Here is a 17,095-nt window from a genome sequence, read left to right as displayed (position 1 = left end):
CCGCCGGCCCGGGCGCAACGACACCGCCCGGCGGCCGGGCGGACGGTTCAGGCGACCGTGGCGGCGCCGGCGCGTTCGAGAAGATAAGTGCCGGCGACGACCGGCGGATAGGCGGCGCCGGCGGCGAGCGGCTCGACGACGGCGTCGACGTCGCACTCGAGGAAGACGATGAGCGAGATCAGCTCCTCGTCGGGCGCCTCGGCGGGCGGCGGGAGCACCCGGTGGCGGGTGGAGCGCCAGCGGTCGCCGGTCCAGCGGGCGAGCAGGTCGCCGACGTTGACGGTGAGCGTGTCCGGCTCGTGGGGGGCGTCGGTCCAGCGGCCGTCCCGGGCCTCGACCTGCAGGCCGCCGTAGCCGGGCTGGCGGTCCAGGATGGTGAGCACTCCCCAGTCGGTGTGCGGGGCGACCCGGAACTGGCCTTCGAGCGGGGCACCGGTCTCGGCGCGCGGCGGGTAACGGTTGATGTTGAGAGTGTGCGGGCCGCGCTGGACCCGGTCGACGAACCAGCTCTCCGGCAGGCCGAAGGCCATGGCGCAGGCGCGCAGCAGGTCGTCGTAGAGCGCGCGGACCTCGCCGGTGAAGCGTTCGCACAGCGCTTCGAGCTCGGGGCACTCGGCCGGCCAGACATTGGCGCCGAACCACTCGCGGTCGGTGTCCCGGTCGCCGGTGGCGAAGGTCCGCCCGTTGGTCAGGCTTTCCTTGAGGTCGGCGCGGGCGGCGTCGGCGGGCTGGCCGTAATAGGAGTTGGCCTCGCTACCGGGTGGGATCCAGCCGCGCCCACCGACATGCGTCGCATAGGCGGACTTCGCGCCGGCGGGCAGCGCGAAGAATCTCGCGGCCGACGCGCGGACCGCCGCCCGCAGCTCGGCGCTGACGCCGTGCCCGCTGACCAGCAGGAACCCGGACTGGCGCAGCGCGACGTCCAGCTCGCGGGACAGCCGGTAGCGCGCCTGCGCGGTGCCCTCCCGCCAACGGCGGATGTCGATCACCGGGAAGTCAGGTGTCGTCGTCATCTGGTCCCTCGCCTGGGCGGCCCGTCGGCCGGGCCGGCAGTGGTCGGCCGGAGCGTTCCGCCCGGCCCGCGGGTCCATCACCCCCGTGGCGCGAGGGCTGGCCGATCGGCGCCGGGCACACCGGGCAGGCGGCGGTGCCGCGCGGTGGTCCCTTCTCTCCGCCATTACGACGCATCGAGGTTTCACCGACCGGCCCGCTGGGTTACGAGACCATGGCCAGCGACGATCCCGGGACACCATCGCCCGGCCGTCGCACGTGCCGCGCCGGGCCGGGCCGGCGAAGCGGGGATCCCGAGCCCGGGGCCGGCCGCGCTGGTCGCGCCGGGTGAATCGCCGTTCTGGGGAATTCAGCGCCGGGAAGATGTCACGTCGGCGACAGTCCAAATGGCGACGACATCCGGCCCGCCGGCGCGGGACCGGCGGGCCGCCGTCAGGCGGGACGTATTTCCTGGCCGGACGTCACCGGGCGCGGCGCCGGGGAACGGCGCCGAAACCCGGTGGAAACGGCGGGAGAACAACCACCGCTCAGCTGGCGGAGGATCTGTTCAGGCGGACCTGCGCGCCGAGGTGGTGGGCGCGTCGTCGGCGGTGACGCCGGTCCTGTCCGCGATCGTGTCGGCGATCGTCCAGCGCCGGGCGCGGGAGGTCGCGACCCCAAGGTCCTGGAGGCGCCGCAGTTCGGCGGTCACCTCGGCGGAGGAGAGACCCAGGTCATAGGCCAGCGAACGGGCACGAACCGGGTGATCCGCCTCGGCGAGGGCCGCGTGCAGCCGGACCGAGACCCAGCTCGGGCGGCCGGTGGCGGGTACGGGGGAAGGCTGGTGGAGACGCCGCGACTGGCCTGTCTGAGACGTCGTCTCGGCGACTAACCGGGGCTTCCGCCGAGCAGAAGAAGTGGTGCCGCTCACAGCATGCATCAGGTCACCTATCCAAAATTCGGGTCCTCTCAACAATGCTTCACCTCCCCAGCGTATGTCACGGTGAGATCCATCGCGCAACCGTCAGTAACCGCGCGAATACGTAAATTCCGATACATCAACGCAACTCATCGACGGATCCCATACCCGTCCTCCCCGCCGAGGCCACGGGCCACCCGGCACCGGTACCCACCGCCCGCCCCGAGCATCCGGATGACAGCCCCGCGGGACACCGGCCCAGGCACCCGGTCCGCGCACTCGGCCCGCACACCCGGCCGACCACCCGGCGAGCAGGGCGTCTCCCGACGACCACCCCAGGTCACCACCCACCTCGAACCTCGCACCAGGCCTTGCGGCAGGAGCAATATTAGGGAACCCTAACCTAACTAGCGCTGATGACCCAAGCATGCGCAGATCGGAGGCACACGTGGGAGGGCGCCCGCACCACGCGGCACCGGAGACGCTGGACGTCGTCGGCGTCGGCTTCGGGCCGACGAACCTGGCGTTGGCGATCGCGATCGAGGAGCACAACGCCGGGGTACCCGCCCCCGCGCGACTGCGCGCCGCCTTCCTGGAGCGTCAGGAACGGTTCGGCTGGCACCGCGGCATGTTGCTCGAGGGCGCCACAATGCAGGTCTCCTACCTCAAGGACCTGGTGACGCTCCGCAATCCGGCCAGCAACTTCAGTTTTCTGTCCTACCTGCATGGTTGCGACCGGCTGGTCGACTTCATCAACCACAAGACGATGTTCCCGCTGCGGCACGAGTTTCACGACTACCTGGAGTGGGCCGCCGGCCGGCTGGACCACCTGGTCGAGTATGGCCAGGAGGTGACGACACTACGCCCCGTGGTCGAGGACGGCGAGATCCGCTACATCGACGTCGTGAGCCGGTCGGTCGACGACCCGTCGATGCTGCTCGTGCGCCGCGCCCGCAACGTGGTGCTCGCCCTGGGGCTCACGCCCAGCGTGCCCGAGGGGTTCACGCTTGGGGACCGGGTCTGGCACAACGGCGACCTGCTCGACCGGCTCGAACAGCTCCCGTCGACCCCGCACGGCCGGTTCCTGGTCGTCGGCGCGGGACAGAGCGGCGCCGAGGTCACCGACTACCTGCACCGCACGTTCCCCGCCGCGGAGGTACACGCCGTCTTCGCCCGATACGGCTACAGCCCGGCCGACAACAGCCCGTTCGCGAACCAGATCTTCGACCCGGACGCTGTCGACGACTTCTTTCAGGCCTCGCCCGACGTGCGCCGGATGCTCACCGGCTACCACCGGTCGACGAACTACTCCGTCGTCGACCTGGATCTCATCGAGGAGCTGTACCGGCGGTCATACCAGGAGAAGGTACGCGGCCCGCGCCGGCTGCACCTGCGGCGCGCGTCCCGGGTCACCGAACTGGAGCCGCTGCCCGAGGGGATCCGGGCGACCGTCGAGTTCCTGCCGACCGGCGAGCGGCGCGCTCTCGACGCGGACGTCGTCGTGCTGGCCACCGGCTACCACGCCCGGGACCCGCGGCTGCTGCTCGGCGAGTTCGCCGAGCTCTGCCGCCAGGACGCCGACGGGCGCCCGCTGGTCTCCCGGGACTACCAGGTCGTGACGGCGGAGCCGGCCTCGGCCGGCGTCTACACCCCGGGCGCCACCGAGCACACCCACGGCATCTCCTCGACGCTGCTGTCGAACGTGGCCATCCGCTCCGGCGAGATCCTCGACTCGATCCTCGCCCGCGCGGTCGGCGACGAGGCCGGCGGCATGACCGGCCGGGTGCCCGCGCAGCCGCTCGTCGCCGCCGGCCGGTGACGGCGCGCGGGCGCCCGCGCCGCCGGGCGCGGACGAGCGGGGACGGGCCGCTCAGCGCGCGGGATGGCCGAGGAGAAGCTCGGTGTAGGTAGGCAGGCCGGGGAAGCCGGTGGCGTGGTAGACGGCGTCGGCGACCGCGTGGGCGAACACGTCGGCGGCGGCGGCGAGCAACGGGTTGACGTCGTCCACCGGCCGGTCACCGGTCGCCAGCGCGAACACGGTGTCGCCGTCGACCATCAGGTGCGCCGGCCGGACCGCCCGCGCGAGCCCGTCCTGGGCGCACGACGCCAGCCTCGAGCAGCCCGCCTTGGTCAGGGCGGCGTCGGTCGCCACCACGCCGATCGTCGTGTTCAGCCCGAACCCGAGCGACTGGCCCAGCCCCGGCAGGGTGCCGTCGAACGGATGGGCGGGCCGGCGCCGCCAGGCCGCGAGTCGCTCGGCGTCCGGCTCGGGAAAGACCCGGTCCAGGTCGCCGTGGAGCCGGCCGGTCCGCGGGTCGACGGCGCCGCCCGCCGAGTTGACGACGGCGAGCGCCGCGACGGTCGTCCCGTCGGAGAGCACGGTGGCCCCGCTGCCCACTCCGCCGGCGAGGCCACCGCTGACCGCCCCGGTCCCGGCGCCGACGGTGCCGCCCGCCACCGGCCCGGCGGTCGCGCTGTCGTAGGCGAGCGCCCCCAGATCCGGGCCGGGGACGGCCCGGGCCGCGGGGACGGCGCCGCCGCGGCCCAGATCGAAGATGGTCGCGCCGGGCACGATGGGCACCACGCCGACGGGGACGGGAAAGCCGACGCCCGCGTCGGCGAGCCGGCGCATCACCCCGTCGGCGGCCGCGAGCCCGAAGGCGCTCCCACCGGTCAGCACCACCGCGTGGACGCGTTCGATCGCGTTGCGCGGGTCGAGCAGGTCGGTCTCCCGCGTCCCCGGCGCGCCGCCGGCGACGTCCACCCCGCCGACCGCCCCGCCCGGGGGCGCGAGCACCACCGTCACCCCGGTCCGCCATCCGTCGGTGACCCGCTGGGCGTGCCCGACGGTGAGGCCGCGGACCGCGGTCAACGACCCCACCAGGCCCGACGGCGTCCCCAGGCCGTCCAGAACGCGCTCCATTCGCCGCATCCTGCCCGCCCGGCGGCACGGGCGCGACCAGTGCCGATCGCCGTGCCGGCTCGGCGGCGCTAGTTCAGCCTGCGCAGGCCGGCGAGGCGGCGGTCGTCCAGCGCGCGCAGCCGGTCGATGACCCGGGTCAGCACCTCCGGGTCATCCATCGCCGTGACGGGGATACGGGCGGGCGGAACCGGCTTGGGTACCCGCTTTGGCAGCGGCGCAGCCTCGCCGCCCAGGCCACTGATCCCGCGCACTGTGCCTCCTCCCGGCCAACCGACGTCTGATGCCCCTACCCTGCCATCCGGTTCCTCGGGACACCACACGACCCTCCGACATACTTCGACCAGCCCGGCGAGACGCGCTACGCCGACGCCACGCCCCGGCCCGCCGCCGCGAGATCCGCCAGCAGCGCGGGCAGGACCAGTTCCTCGGCGAGGCGCACGGCGCGTCGCTCCAGGGCGGGGCGCAGCGCCGGGTCCCACGAGGCATCCACCGGATGGCCGGACAGCGGGCCGCCGCCGACGGCGTCGAGCGCCTCCTCGTAGGCGGCGGCGTCGAACCGCCACGGCTCCCACGGGACCCGGTCACGCAGACCGTTGGCGATCCGCAGGCCGCGCCAGTCGAAGTCGCCATGGTAGGCAAGACGGGCGCCACCAGCGGCCAGCGCGTCGAGCAGGCCGAGAACCGCGGCCGACGGCTGCCCGTTCACACAGACCAGCGGCGGCGCTGCCCGGCCCAGCTCGTCGGCGGCGGTGGCCAGCACGGCAGGGTTCTCGCAGACGAACACCGGCCCGGCGCCGACCCCGGGGTCCGCCCGCTCGCCGCCCCGGCCGGTGACCTGGCGCAGCGTCAGCACGCAGGGCTCCCCCGCCTCGTGGGCGACGGCGAGCAGCCGGCCGGCGGCGCTGCCCGGCCCGCCGGGCAGGCCGAGGCAGAGCACGGTCGAGGACAGTTCGTCGAGGTGCACGCCGACGGCGGCCCAGGTGGCGCGCCGCTCGGCCGCCGAGCCGCCACCGGCGGGCCCGGACCCGGCCAGCACCCGCGCGCCGGCGAGCGCGAGCGTCGCCAGCGGCCGGCCGTCGTCGAGCGCGTGCGCGTCGCCGGCAAGCGTCGTCGCCAGCCGGCCAAGCGCCACGCCCGGCGACGGCAGCCCGTCGAGCACCGCGACCAGCGGCCCCGCGAGGGCGCCGGCGGCGGCGGGGTCGCCGGCCAGCCGGCGCAGCAGCCCGGTGCCGTCCAGCCAGGCCAGCCATGGCGCGAGCTCGGGGCGGCGGTCGACGAGCCCCTCCAGCGGCGCGCGGGCCGCCGCCCACGCCGCCGCCTCGGCGGCCGCGGCCGTGACCGTCTCGTCGACCGGCCCGGTCAGCAGCGTCACGGCGGCGGCGAGGCCGTCAGGAGCGGCGCCGCTGTGCCGAAGCATCCGGTCGACCTCGTCCAGCGAGACCGACAGCGAGTAGCCGGACCCGGCGCGCCGGCCGAGCAGCCGCTCGACCGCCCGTCGCTGCTCGTGGGTGGCCTTTGGCAGGGTGACGACCCCGGCCAGCGGCTGGCCCTGCGCCATCCGCCGCCGGACCCGCTCCACCAGCCAGGCCAGCGGCTCGGTCCCCAACAGCCGCCGCAGCCGTTCGACGTCCCCGGTTCCACCGCTGGCCGGACCCGCGGCGGCAGCCGGGGGCGTCGCCCCGGGCCGGGGGTCACCCTCGGACCGGCCGGGCCACGACGGCGCGGCCGACCCGTCCAGCGGATCCGCGTCCATGCGGGGTCCCGTCACCGGCCCGCCCGTCTGGACGGCGCCGGGCAGGCTGGTCGACGGATCACCCTGCGCCTCACAAGACCGTCAGCATACGAGGGCCCGGTTACGAACGAGGGCACAACGAGCCGCGACCCGCGCTGATCACCAGCACCGGGCTCTGATCCGCGCGGCAGGCGCCTGGCCGGCCACCCTGTCGGGTGGCCAGATGGTCAGGTGGTCAGGTGGGATCCGTGCCGTTCGGCGGTCGGGCCGGGGAATCGGCGGGCGCGGCGAAGACGCCGCGACGGCGCAGCTCCTCGCAGAAATGACGACCGCTGGCGCGCATCTGCGCCTGCACGGCCGCCGCGGCGGCGTCCGGGTCGCGGCGCTCGACCGCGTCCAGCAGCGCCAGCCGGAACTCGCGGTTGATCTCGACTCCGGCCGGGACGGTGGCGATGTAGACCTCACCCGGGACGAATCGCTGCATCGACCGCAGCAGCATCGACAGCCGCGGCGTCGCCGCGAGGTGGTGGACGTGACGCTGGAATTCCAGCAGCGCCCGGCTGGTCGCCGTCACGTCCCCCGCCGCGCTGATGACGTCCAGCTCCGCGTGCATCGCCCGCAGCCGGGCGAGGACCGCGTCGTCGGCCGTGGCGGCCAGATGGGCGATCGACCGCGCGGCGAGCGCGCCGAACAGCTCGAAGTGTTCGAGGACGGTCTCCGGGCCGACCGCGCCCACGAACGTCCCCCGTTTGGGTTCGGCGACGACGAGATCGTCGTTGATCATCGTGATCAGGGCTTCGCGGACCGGCTGGCGACTGACGCCGAGCGCCTCGGCGATCTGGTCGATCGGAATCCGGTCGCCGGCGCGCAGCACACCCCGGAAGATGAGCGACCGGATGTAGTCCGACGCGGCCTCGGCCGCGCTCGGCACCTTGGGACGCTCGGGCGGCTCGGGCAGGGACAGTGGCGAGTCGGGCGACGCGGAGCGTGCCCGAGGTGCCCGCGAGGTCCGAGCGGGATCTGTCCGAGCGGGGTCTGTCCGCACGCGGCCTTTCCGTATCAGATCGGTCACTGGTCGGTGGGCCCGCTCCGCGACGGCGGGCGGGACGGTGGCGCCGCCCGCGCCCGGCCACCGGGCCGGACACGAGTCGGCGCCACCAGGGGTGACTATTTCGTCACGACTTTGCCGAGCCTACGACGCGGTGGGCACGCCGACGCAGGTGCCCTTGCCGCAGGACTCCTGCGGGTCGAAGAGCGCGAACGACGTCGCCTCCAGGCCGCTGCGCTCGTCCGGGCCCCAGGTGTGGACACCCATGGCGCCCTCGACCTCCATCCCGGACTCCAGGGCCGCCCGCACCTTGGCCGAGTCGGTCGACCCGGCCTTGGCGACGGCGGCGTCATAGGCGACGAGCATGTCGAAGGTGTAGGCGCCGCTGATGTCGGCCTGGCCGTACTCGCCGGGCCCGCGGCCGGTCACCTTGGTCATCGCCGCCAGGTAGTCGGCGACGATCCCCGTCGGCGCCGCGCCGTCCTTCGACACGAAGGTCGCGGTGATCGGCCCGGACACCACGAGGTCCATCACCTTGGCCGGCACGGCCTGCTGCAGGCTGGAGCGCGCGGCGTCGGGCAGCGTGACCACGTTCGGGTACCAGCCGACCTGGTCGAGGTTGCTCAGCACCGTCTGCAGCGGGGCGCCGTAGGCCCAGACGATCAGGGTGTCGGCGCCGCTGTCCTGCGCCTCGCGCAGCTGCGCCTTCACGTCGGTCGCGTTCGCGGCGAAGGAGACCGTGCTCAGCGTCTTGCCGTCCTTCTCCGCCATGTCGCTGGCGAGCTTCGCCCAGCCCGGGACCGAGCCCTGGTCGAGGTAGATCTGGGCGATCTTGCCGTTCGCGGTGCGACCGGCGGCTGCCTCGTACTCCGGGGTGACGAACATCGTGTCGTCACCCGAGATGCCGAACGCCCACGGGTAGGCGCCGCCCGCGCCCGCGTCCTTCCAGATCACGTCGGCCGGCGTCGACGTGAAGCCGATGATCTCCTCGCGGTTCAGCGTGGTCTGCTCGGCGATGAAGCCGGGCGACGACGCGATGTCACCGACGATCGCCGTCGCCCCGGCGCTGATCAGCTCGCGGACGAGGATCGTGGCCCGGTTCGGGTCCGCCGCGCTGTCGCGGATCTCCAGCTTGTAGGTGACGTTCGACGCCTTCGCCTTACCGGAGTTGAGGTAGTCGATGGCGGCCTTCGCCGCGTCCTCCAGCGGCTTGTAGGCCGCCGCGGCCGGCCCGGTCTGCGCCGTGATGAGGCCGACGGTGACGGTCCGAGGCGCCTCCAGGCCGCCGCCCGCCGCCGGCTCGCCACCGTCGTCGTCCCCGCCGCCGCAGGCCGCGAGCCCGGCGCCCGCGAACAGCAGCGGCACGAGCAGGGCGGCCACGCGGGTCCGCCGCGTGGCCGTGCCCGTCCTTCTTAATCGCATCTGGTTCCCCTCTCATGTTTCTCTGGCTGTCTGGCTGTCCGGCTCTTTGCTCTCTGGCCGTCCGGCTCTGCGCTGTCTGGCTCTCCGGTCCGCCGGCGCGCCGTTCTCACGGCCGCCCGCCGCGGCGCGCCCGCCGCCCTGGACGCGCCGGGCGCCCGGCCGGGTCAGGACAGGTAGGCGCTGTGGGCGATCCGCGCGAGGTCGGCGGTGTCGCCGTCGGTCGAGTGCACGACGCGGCCATGCGCCAGCACGTGGACCTCGGCGGTGATGGCGACGGCCACCTCCAGGCGCTGCTCGACGAGCAGCGTGGCCGTGCCGGCCGCGCGCAGGTGGCGGACGATCTCGATCACCCGCTCGACGAGCCGTGGCGCGAGCCCGTTCGTCGGCTCGTCGAGCAGCAGCAGACGCGGCTCGGTGGCCAGCGCCCGGCCGATCGCGACGAACTGCTGCTGCCCGCCGGACAGCGTCGCCGCCCGCCGGTCCAGCAGGCCCTCCAGCTCCGGTAACAGCGACAAGGCCCCGCGCAGGCCGGCGCCGGAACGGCCGGGCGCGGCCGCGGCACCGAGCTCCAGGTTGTCCCGGACGGTCATGTGCGGGAACAGGTGGCGGTTCTCCAGCACGCTGCCGAGGCCGGCCCGCACCCGGCGGTGCGCGGGCATCCGGGTCAGGTCGACACCCGCGAGCTCGACCCGGGAGCCCGCCCCGGCCGGGACGAAGCCGCCGACCGCCCGCAGCAGCGATGTCTTGCCGGCGCCGTTCGCCCCGATGACGGCGACACACTGCCCCTCGGCGACCCGCAGGCTCACCCCGCCTACGGCGACGACCCCGCGATAGTCGACCCGCAGGTCGTCCACCCGCAGCAACGGCTCCGCGGCCACCCCCTGGTCCGCGCTCACCTCATCCCGGGTTCGCTCCGTCGCCGCACTCCCTCCGGCCTCGTCCTCCGGGGTCCCTGCCGGAGGGGCAGAGCTTGCGTAGCCGATCTGGGAGGTCCGCCTCGGACGAGACCTCCGCTCGCTTGCTCCCGCGCTCGCCTCATCCCGGGTTCGCTCCGTCGCCGCACTCCCCGCGGCCTCGTCCTCGTCCCTCGGACGAGACCTCCGCTCGCTTGCTCCCGCGCTCACACCCCCACCCCCAGGTAGGCGTCACGGACCCGGTCGGACTCGCCGAGCGACTCGGGTGGGCCGGTCCAGAGCAGTTCGCCGAGATGCAGGACGACCACCCGGTCGGCCACGGCGTGCACCAGCTCCAGGTGGTGCTCCACCAGCAGGACGGCGCAGCCGAGCGCGGAGACCGACCTGACGGTCTCGGCCAGCAGCTCGATCTCGCTCGGGCCGAGGCCGGTCGCCGGCTCGTCGAGCAGCAGCAGCCGGGGCGCCCGGCTGACGGCCACGGCGATCTCCAGGAACCGCAGCTGCCCGTGGCTGAGGTCGGCGGCGCCGCTGACCCGGCCCAGCGGCAGGTCGGTGGCGTCGAGCAGCGCGAAGGCGATCCGCTCGAACGCGGCGCGCTCGGCGGCGCCGCGGTGCTGGACCGGCCGGCGGGCGGCCAGGTGCAGGTGCTCCGCGACCGAGAGGTCACCGAAGATCTTCGGGGTCTGGAACGTGCGGGCGACCGCCCGCGCCGGCAGCCGGCGGCGCGCGTTCGACCCGGACAGCGGGGATCGGGCACTGCCCTCCACGCGCGAGCCCGCCACCTCGAGGGTGCCGCCGTCGAGCGGGTAGAAGCCCGACAGGACGTTGAGGAAGGTCGTCTTGCCCGACCCGTTCGGCCCGACGATCGCAACCACCTCGCCGGGCATCACCGACAGCGTCACCCCGTCCAGCGCGACCAGGCCGCCGAACCGCTTGGTGACCCCCTCGCACCGCAGAACGGGCTGACCCTCGCCGCCGGCCGGGGCACCAGGAGCCGTGCCCACGGCCTCCGCCACGGCTCCGGCCGGCTCCGGTGCCGCCACGGGCCGCGCGGGCGCCTCGGACGCCTCGGACGCCTCGGGCGGGGCCGGGGGCCGCGGCAGGCGGACGGCGACGGCGCGGCGGGCGATCACTCCGGCGGGGCGGAAGCGGACGACCAGCAGCAGCATCGACGCGTAGATGACGACGTTGAGGGTCGGGTACTCGGACAGCCAGATCGGCAGGCCACCGATGACGACGGCGCCCAGCACCGCGCCGATCCGGCTGCCGGCCCCGCCGAGGACCACCATGACCAGGAAGAGGAAGGACAGGTCCACGGTGATGCTGGCCGGGCTCACGTAACTGACCAGGTAGCCGTTGATCGCGCCGGCGACGGCACCGATGCCGGAGCCGAGGGTGAAGGTGAGCAGCCGGGTCCGGTAGACGGAGATGCCGAGCGCGCCCGCGCCGATGGCGTCGCATTTGGCCGCGACCGCGCTTCGCCCGGCGGTCGCTGACCGGAAGTACCAGTGGGCCAGGTAGGCGAGCACGAACAGGATGACGGTGAGGTAGAACAGCTCCGCCTCGTCGAGCAGCCCGTCGGCCCGCTCGAAGCCCCACCGGGCGACGATGGCGGGGATCCCGTTCGGGCCGCCGGTCAGCGAGTCCCACCAGCGGACCACGTCGGCGAGCACCACGGTGAAGCCGAGGGAGACGACGGCGAGCCCCAGGCCGCCGAGCCGACCGGCGGGGATGGCCATCAACAGGCCGATGCCGGCTCCGACCCCGAAGGCGATCGGCACCGCGACCCACACGGGCAACGAATGGGTACCGGAGGCGATCGCCGCCGCGTACATGCCGACGGCGAACGCGGCGCCGTGGCCGATCGAGAGCACCCCGGAGGCTCCAACCGGGATGTCCAGCCCGAGCGCGGCGATCGCGTACATCACCAGGGTGAGCACGACGATGCCGTGGTAGCTGCCGTAGCCGAACGAGTCGGCGAGCAGGACCGCGAGCCCGGCGAGCAGGACCGCGTGCACATAGGGCCGGCCGAGAACGTCCCCGGCGACGCCCACCGCCCGGGCCCGCGGGCTGCCGGCCGGCGCCGCGGCCGCCCAGGCCCGCCCGGCCAGCGCCCGGCCAGCGGCCGCGGCGCCGACGGCGGACGCGACGGCGGCCGATCCGCGTGTTCCCATCACACGCTCCGCAGGACTCGGTCGCCGAACAGGCCCTGCGGGCGCACCAGGTAGACGACCAGGAGCGTGCCGAACAGGACCGCGTTGATGGCGACGGTGCCGAAGTGGACATTCGCGAACTGCAGCAGCAGACCGAGCGACAGGCCGCCGAGCAGGCTGCCGGGCAGGCTGCCGATGCCGCCGATGGCGGCGGCCACGAACCCGTTGAACAGCAGCGAGAGCCCGAGCGACGGCCCGACCTGCAGGGACGGGGCGGCGACGAACCCGGTGACCGCCGCGACGAGCCCCGAGCCCACCATCACCAGCTGTGAGGCGCGCGCGGCCGAGATCCCGACGGACGTGGCGCCGTCGAGGTCCTCGGCCACGGCGTTCAGCCGCCGGCCGAGCAGCGTGGACCGCCAGAACAGGGTCACCGCGCCGACCAGCACCAGCGCGACGACGATGATCGTGATCTCGGAGCCGGTGGTGCGGATGCCCGCGAGGTCGATCGGGCCCTGGCCGAGGTTGTAGGTGAACGCCTGCGGCTCACCCGAGAACTGGTAGTAGGCGGCCCTTTCCAGCAGGGTGCCGACGGCGAGCGTCGACAGGATCCACGGCAGCGCCGACCCGCGCCGCAGGAACGGCCGGATGGCGACGCGTTCCTCGACCAGGGCCGCCGCGACCACCCCCAGCGTGGCGAGGACGAACGCGAGCGCCACCGGCACGTCGAACTGACGGGTCAACAGAAGTGTCGCCAGGGGCGCCCAGTAGATGAGCTGCGCGTGCGCGAAGTTGACGACCTTCGTCACCCGCTCGACCATGTTGATCCCGAGCGCCACCAAGGCGAACAGCGACCCGGAGACCAGCCCTGGCCAGACGACGTCGTTGACGAAGTTCACGGGCACCCCCTCCGCCGACCAGGTTCGGAACCTGATGCGGAGTCAGGTATAGAGAACTAACATATTAGATGTCAACAGATTCGGGCCCAGTTCCTCAACCCGGATCTGGCGCTGAGGGCTGCCCGCGGCCGCGCCAGCCGAGGATGGGGCTCTGCCGGCCCTCGCCCGCCCACCAGCGGCCGCCCGGGTGACCTCGACGTGCTCCCGACGCCTCGCCGGGTTTCACCGCGCCGCCGTGGTCCCCATCGGTCGGCGGGCCGCCGACGGGCCGCGAGAAGGCCACGGACGACCGATGAGTTCGCGGGAGGCCGGCGGTCTTACCCGGTGACACCACAACGACGTCCCAGGGAGAAGCGATGTCCCAGGCCACCGCCGCCAGCGCCACCGAGCTCGTCATCACCCGGATCGTCGACGCGCCGCGCGCGGCCGCGTACCGCGCCTTCGTCGACCCCGACCAGCTCGCGGCCTGGTTCGGCCCGGTCGGCTTCACCGTTCCGCGCGACACCGTCGACATCGACCCGCGGGTCGGCGGGCACCTGCGGTTCACGATGGTCAGCGACGAGGACCCGGCCTTCACCTCGCCCTCCAACGGCACCTTCACCGAACTCGTCGAGAACGCGGTCTTCGAGGGCACCGAGCCCGTCCCGGGTGCCGAGCCCGCGGTGCTGAGGCTGCGCGTGGAGTTCCACGACGCGGACGCCGGCGGCACCCGGCTGGAGCTCCGTCAGGGCCCGTTCCCCGCCGAGATCGCGGAGATGGCGCGCGAGGGCTGGCTCAGCTCGTTCACCAAGCTCGACGCCCTGCTCGCCCGCTGAGTCCGGCGGCGGGAACCCCGCCCGAGGCCTCGCCGGTCCCTGCCGTAGATCGTCAGCGAGTCAGCCCAGCCCGTGCCCGCGTCGCGGGCACGGGCTGTCGCGCGACAGGATCCGGAAACGGCTAGAGGCGGGGCAGGACGTCGGTGAGCAGGACGTCGAGGGTGCGGCGGGCGGTCGGGTCGTCGTGGCCGAGGACCATGGACAGGTCGGCGACGCCGAGCTCGCGGTAGCGGGCCAGGCCGTCGAGGAGCTGCTCGGCGGAGCCGGCGAGGACGTGCCGGGCGACCTGGACGCCGTCGGGCACGGCGGTCCCGGCCTCGACGTAGATCCGGTGGGCGAGCACGCCGCCACCCAGGTCGCGAAAGCGCGCCGCCAGCGGGGCCAGCTCGGCCGGCAGGGCGCGCGAGGCCTGGTAGGGCAGGCCGAGCCGGGCCGCCAGCCGCATGGTCTCGCTGGCGCCGGCCAGCCAGATCGGCGGCCCGCCGGGCGTGAACGGCTCGGGCGAGAGCACCTCGCCGGCGAGGCTGGCGCGCAGCTCGTCGAGGCACTCCCGGAACCGCCTGCCGCGCTCGTCGGGCGGCACCCCGCGGTAGGCCAGCTCGTCGGCCCAGAACCCGGGCGCGACGGCGAGCACGAACCGTCCCTCGGTCAGGTGGTCGAGGGTCGCGGCCTGCCGCACCAGCCAGTCCATGTCACGCACTGGCAGCACCGCGGCCGTGATCCCGATCCGCGCGGCCGGGTGGCGCCCGGAGAACCAGGCAAGCTCGACCATCGACTCCAGGCCGCCTCGCCAGCCGGCGAAGTCCGGCCGTCGAAACATCCCGTCCCCGAGCCAGAGCGCGTCGATTCCACCCGCCACCGCCGCGTCCGCGAAAGCGATCGTCTCGGCACGGTCCGACCCGTACGGCGAAACCCCAAGGCGCACGCCCCGACCGTAGCGGGCCGTCGGACGGACCTGGCATGGGCTACCGGACCGCCGGGTCGGGTGCGTATCGGATGCGCCACGGGTAGCGTCTGGCCGCCACCGCCCACGTTTTGGTCGTTTCCGGTCCTCTGGGCGGCGGATCAGACGGGAGGGCAGCCACATGGGCGGGCCGCTGGACGGGGTCAGGGTCGTCGAGCTGGGGGTGATGGTCGCCGGGCCGGCCTGCGCGGCGATCCTGGCTGACTGGGGCGCCGAGGTCGTCAAGGTGGAGCCGCCGGACGGTGACCCGCACCGCGGCAACCTCAACACGGCCCTGTTCGAGCTGGACAACCGCGGCAAGCGCGGCATCTGCCTCGACCTCAAGCGGCCCGAGGCCCAGGAGGTGCTGTCACGGCTCCTGGCGGACGCGGACGTGCTGGTGACGAACCTGCGGCTCGCGGCGCTCGCCCGGCTCGGGCTGGACTACGACACGTTGTCCGCGCGTTTCCCCCGGCTCGTCTACGCGGCGGCCACCGGGTACGGCACCACGGGCGAGGGCGCGGACAAGCCGGGCTACGACATGGGCGCCTACTGGTCGCGCGCCGGCGTCGCGCACGCCGTCACCCAGGCCGGGACGGCGCCGCCCGTGTCCCGCCCCGGCATGGGCGACCACCCGACCGGGCTGGCGCTCGCGGCGGGCGTCTGCGCCGCGCTCGTGCGCCAGCGGGTCACCGGCCGCGGCGAGTTCGTGACCACGTCGCTGCTGCGGACCGGGTCCTACACGATCAGCTGCGACCTGATCAGCCGGGCCCACGGCCAGGTCTCCGCCACCGGGCTGAGCCGGATGCTCTACAACCCGATCCTCGCCGTCTACCAGGCTGGCGACGGCCGCTGGTTCTGGCTGCTCGGCCTGCAGGCGACCCGGCACTGGCCGAACGTCGTCCGCGCCATCGGGCGCCCCGAGCTCGCCACCGACCCGCGGTTCGCCACGATGGGCGCGCTGATCGGCAACCGCGACGAGGCCCTCGCCCTGCTCGACGAGGCGTTCGCCGAGAGGCCGCTCGACCACTGGGCCGAGGCCTTCGACCGCCACGGCGTCTGGTGGGACCCGGTCCTGAGCCTCGACGAGGTCCTCGCCGACCCGCTCGCGCACGCCGCCGGCGTCTTCCGCCCCATCGCCGGCCCGGACGAGGTGCCAGCGCCGGGCCGCGACGCCCAGGCCGACGCGGCCGGGGCGAGCACGGCCGGCGGCGGCCCGGCCGAGCGCGACCCGCGGCCGATCACGGTCGCCACCCCGGTCGACTTCGGCTCGCTCCCGCCGGGCCCCGCGCCACGGGCCCCGGAGCTGGGCGAGCACACCGAGCAGGTTCTCCTGGACCTCGGATACGACTGGCCCGCCATCACCGCGCTGAAGGACGCCGACGCGATTCCCTGAGCCACACCGCCGCGCGCCACACCGCCGCGCGCCGGACGCCCCGCCGTGGGGCGGCGATGGCTCAGTGGGGACGGGCCACGCGGGCGACGTGGCGGATCTCGGCGTCCGGACCCGGGTAGAAGAAGCTGACCTGGCCGGTGTCGGACCAGCGGACCCGGAACGGGGGGCCGCCGGCGGACGAGCGGACCTCGAGGATCTCGCCGACGCGGTCCGGCTCGTCGAGGGTGTGCCGGTGGACGACGATCCGGTCGCCGGCCCAGGCCTTGCCGGGCCCGGGCCGCCGCGCCTTCGCCGCGCGGGCGGACCCGGTCGGGACCAGCGGGCCGGCCTCGTGATGGGGGTGGCGCATCTCGGCGCCGACCAGCGCCGCGACCCCGGGCAGGTCCGCGAGGTCGGCGTCGGCGAGCAGGTCGTCGAGGGTCACGATCCCGGCCACCCGGTCGCCGTCCATCAGCGGCAGCCGGCGGATCGTGTGCTCCTGGAGGGTGCGCACGACCTCGTCACGCCCGGCGGTCACCGCCGCCGTGACGACGCCGCTGGTCATCACCGCGTCCACCCGGCCGTCGTGCGGCACCCGCCGGGCCACGGCGCGCAGCGCGAGGTCGCGGTCGGTGACGATGCCGACGAGGCGGCCGCCGTCGACGACGAGCAGCGAGCCGACGCCTGCCCGGTCCATCAGCTCGGCCGTCTCCGCCAGCGTCGTTTCCGGCGAGACCGTGACCGGCACCTGGTACGGAATCGTCATCTCGCCCTCCCGTGAGTTCTCGGCGCGGCTCGTGGACGCCCTGCTGGTGTTGTGCCCGCCCCGCGCGGACGCGCACGTCGGTCGCCTTCCGGCCGCGCGGGAGCAAGCCGGCCCGGCCGGGCGGCCCTGGCCGGCCCGGCCCGGGGGGGCCCCCCCCCCCCCGGGGGGCCCCCCCCCCCCCCCCCCCCGCGCCGCC

At 74.5% G+C, this 17,095-nt stretch carries 15 protein-coding genes; 3 read left to right on the top strand and 12 right to left on the bottom strand.

Annotated features, from left to right (window positions below; genetic code table 11):
- Nucleotides 1–47: 47 nt before the first annotated feature.
- Nucleotides 48–1,013 (bottom strand): isopenicillin N synthase family dioxygenase, encoded by a 966-nt coding sequence (locus I6A81_RS25250; protein WP_203007453.1) that lies wholly within the window; start codon nucleotides 1,011–1,013, stop codon nucleotides 48–50.
- A 545-nt stretch (nucleotides 1,014–1,558) separates the two neighbouring features.
- Nucleotides 1,559–1,930 carry a hypothetical protein gene (locus I6A81_RS25245; RefSeq protein WP_238430974.1) on the bottom strand — a complete coding sequence of 124 codons (372 nt, stop codon included), beginning with the start codon at nucleotides 1,928–1,930 and terminating at the stop codon, nucleotides 1,559–1,561.
- A gap of 406 nt (nucleotides 1,931–2,336) precedes the next feature.
- On the opposite strand from I6A81_RS25245, the gene I6A81_RS25240 reads away from it, so the two are divergent.
- The gene (locus I6A81_RS25240) at nucleotides 2,337–3,728 is read left to right on the top strand and encodes a lysine N(6)-hydroxylase/L-ornithine N(5)-oxygenase family protein (protein ID WP_203007452.1); all 1,392 of its coding nucleotides are present in this window, start codon (nucleotides 2,337–2,339) and stop codon (nucleotides 3,726–3,728) included.
- A 51-nt stretch (nucleotides 3,729–3,779) separates the two neighbouring features.
- Here I6A81_RS25240 and I6A81_RS25235 read toward each other — a convergent pair whose 3' ends face one another.
- The 8 genes from I6A81_RS25235 to I6A81_RS25200 form a co-directional block, all read right to left on the bottom strand.
- A complete protein-coding gene (locus I6A81_RS25235; protein WP_203007451.1) occupies nucleotides 3,780–4,832 on the bottom strand; it encodes a P1 family peptidase in 1,053 nt (350 codons plus the stop codon).
- A gap of 68 nt (nucleotides 4,833–4,900) precedes the next feature.
- Entirely contained in the window at nucleotides 4,901–5,083 is a 183-nt protein-coding gene (locus I6A81_RS25230; protein WP_203007450.1) for a regulator, read from the bottom strand.
- 107 nt (nucleotides 5,084–5,190) lie between these two features.
- Complete coding sequence (locus tag I6A81_RS25225; RefSeq protein WP_203010323.1) at nucleotides 5,191–6,585, bottom strand: TIGR02679 family protein; 1,395 nt, start codon at nucleotides 6,583–6,585, stop codon at nucleotides 5,191–5,193.
- Between the two features lie 214 nt (nucleotides 6,586–6,799).
- The gene (locus I6A81_RS25220) at nucleotides 6,800–7,495 is read right to left on the bottom strand and encodes a GntR family transcriptional regulator (protein ID WP_203007019.1); all 696 of its coding nucleotides are present in this window, start codon (nucleotides 7,493–7,495) and stop codon (nucleotides 6,800–6,802) included.
- A gap of 261 nt (nucleotides 7,496–7,756) precedes the next feature.
- Complete coding sequence (locus I6A81_RS25215; protein ID WP_203007020.1) at nucleotides 7,757–9,034, bottom strand: ABC transporter substrate-binding protein; 1,278 nt, start codon at nucleotides 9,032–9,034, stop codon at nucleotides 7,757–7,759.
- A 164-nt stretch (nucleotides 9,035–9,198) separates the two neighbouring features.
- Entirely contained in the window at nucleotides 9,199–9,930 is a 732-nt protein-coding gene (locus I6A81_RS25210; protein ID WP_203007021.1) for an ABC transporter ATP-binding protein, read from the bottom strand.
- A 224-nt stretch (nucleotides 9,931–10,154) separates the two neighbouring features.
- On the bottom strand, nucleotides 10,155–12,122 hold the full coding sequence (locus I6A81_RS25205) for a branched-chain amino acid ABC transporter ATP-binding protein/permease (protein ID WP_203007022.1): 1,968 nt from the start codon (nucleotides 12,120–12,122) through the stop codon (nucleotides 10,155–10,157).
- Nucleotides 12,122–13,000 (bottom strand): branched-chain amino acid ABC transporter permease, encoded by an 879-nt coding sequence (locus tag I6A81_RS25200; RefSeq protein WP_203007023.1) that lies wholly within the window; start codon nucleotides 12,998–13,000, stop codon nucleotides 12,122–12,124. The genes I6A81_RS25205 and I6A81_RS25200 overlap by 1 nt, the downstream gene beginning before the upstream one ends.
- A 356-nt stretch (nucleotides 13,001–13,356) precedes the next feature.
- Between I6A81_RS25200 and I6A81_RS25195 the strand changes: the two genes are divergently transcribed.
- On the top strand, nucleotides 13,357–13,815 hold the full coding sequence (locus I6A81_RS25195) for an SRPBCC family protein (RefSeq protein WP_203007024.1): 459 nt from the start codon (nucleotides 13,357–13,359) through the stop codon (nucleotides 13,813–13,815).
- Between the two features lie 121 nt (nucleotides 13,816–13,936).
- Here I6A81_RS25195 and I6A81_RS25190 read toward each other — a convergent pair whose 3' ends face one another.
- A complete protein-coding gene (locus I6A81_RS25190) occupies nucleotides 13,937–14,740 on the bottom strand; it encodes an LLM class flavin-dependent oxidoreductase (RefSeq protein ID WP_203007025.1) in 804 nt (267 codons plus the stop codon).
- Between the two features lie 160 nt (nucleotides 14,741–14,900).
- Between I6A81_RS25190 and I6A81_RS25185 the strand changes: the two genes are divergently transcribed.
- Nucleotides 14,901–16,154, top strand: a complete 1,254-nt coding sequence (locus tag I6A81_RS25185; protein ID WP_203007026.1) for a CaiB/BaiF CoA transferase family protein — start codon at nucleotides 14,901–14,903, stop codon at nucleotides 16,152–16,154.
- A gap of 61 nt (nucleotides 16,155–16,215) precedes the next feature.
- Here the strand turns inward: I6A81_RS25185 and I6A81_RS25180 are convergent, their stop codons facing one another.
- Entirely contained in the window at nucleotides 16,216–16,899 is a 684-nt protein-coding gene (locus I6A81_RS25180; protein WP_203007027.1) for a DUF1918 domain-containing protein, read from the bottom strand.
- Between the last annotated feature and the right edge of the window lie 196 nt (nucleotides 16,900–17,095).

Source organism: Frankia nepalensis, assembly GCF_016786325.1.
Lineage (GTDB): Bacteria > Actinomycetota > Actinomycetes > Frankiales > Frankiaceae > Pseudofrankia > Pseudofrankia nepalensis.
This window is presented reverse-complemented; position numbering and strand designations above follow the sequence as displayed.

Bases quoted from the DNA above. Each gene is read 5' to 3' on its own strand.
- I6A81_RS25185 (WP_203007026.1), top strand. From the start codon at position 14,901: ATGGGCGGGCCGCTGGACGGGGTCAGGGTCGTCGAGCTGGGGGTGATG.
- I6A81_RS25205 (WP_203007022.1), bottom strand. From the start codon at position 12,122: ATGGGAACACGCGGATCGGCCGCCGTCGCGTCCGCCGTCGGCGCCGCG.
- I6A81_RS25195 (WP_203007024.1), top strand. From the start codon at position 13,357: ATGTCCCAGGCCACCGCCGCCAGCGCCACCGAGCTCGTCATCACCCGG.
- I6A81_RS25215 (WP_203007020.1), bottom strand. From the start codon at position 9,034: ATGCGATTAAGAAGGACGGGCACGGCCACGCGGCGGACCCGCGTGGCC.
- I6A81_RS25225 (WP_203010323.1), bottom strand. From the start codon at position 6,585: ATGGACGCGGATCCGCTGGACGGGTCGGCCGCGCCGTCGTGGCCCGGC.
- I6A81_RS25240 (WP_203007452.1), top strand. From the start codon at position 2,337: ATGCGCAGATCGGAGGCACACGTGGGAGGGCGCCCGCACCACGCGGCA.
- I6A81_RS25245 (WP_238430974.1), bottom strand. From the start codon at position 1,930: ATGCATGCTGTGAGCGGCACCACTTCTTCTGCTCGGCGGAAGCCCCGG.
- I6A81_RS25180 (WP_203007027.1), bottom strand. From the start codon at position 16,899: ATGACGATTCCGTACCAGGTGCCGGTCACGGTCTCGCCGGAAACGACG.
- I6A81_RS25250 (WP_203007453.1), bottom strand. From the start codon at position 1,013: ATGACGACGACACCTGACTTCCCGGTGATCGACATCCGCCGTTGGCGG.
- I6A81_RS25235 (WP_203007451.1), bottom strand. From the start codon at position 4,832: ATGGAGCGCGTTCTGGACGGCCTGGGGACGCCGTCGGGCCTGGTGGGG.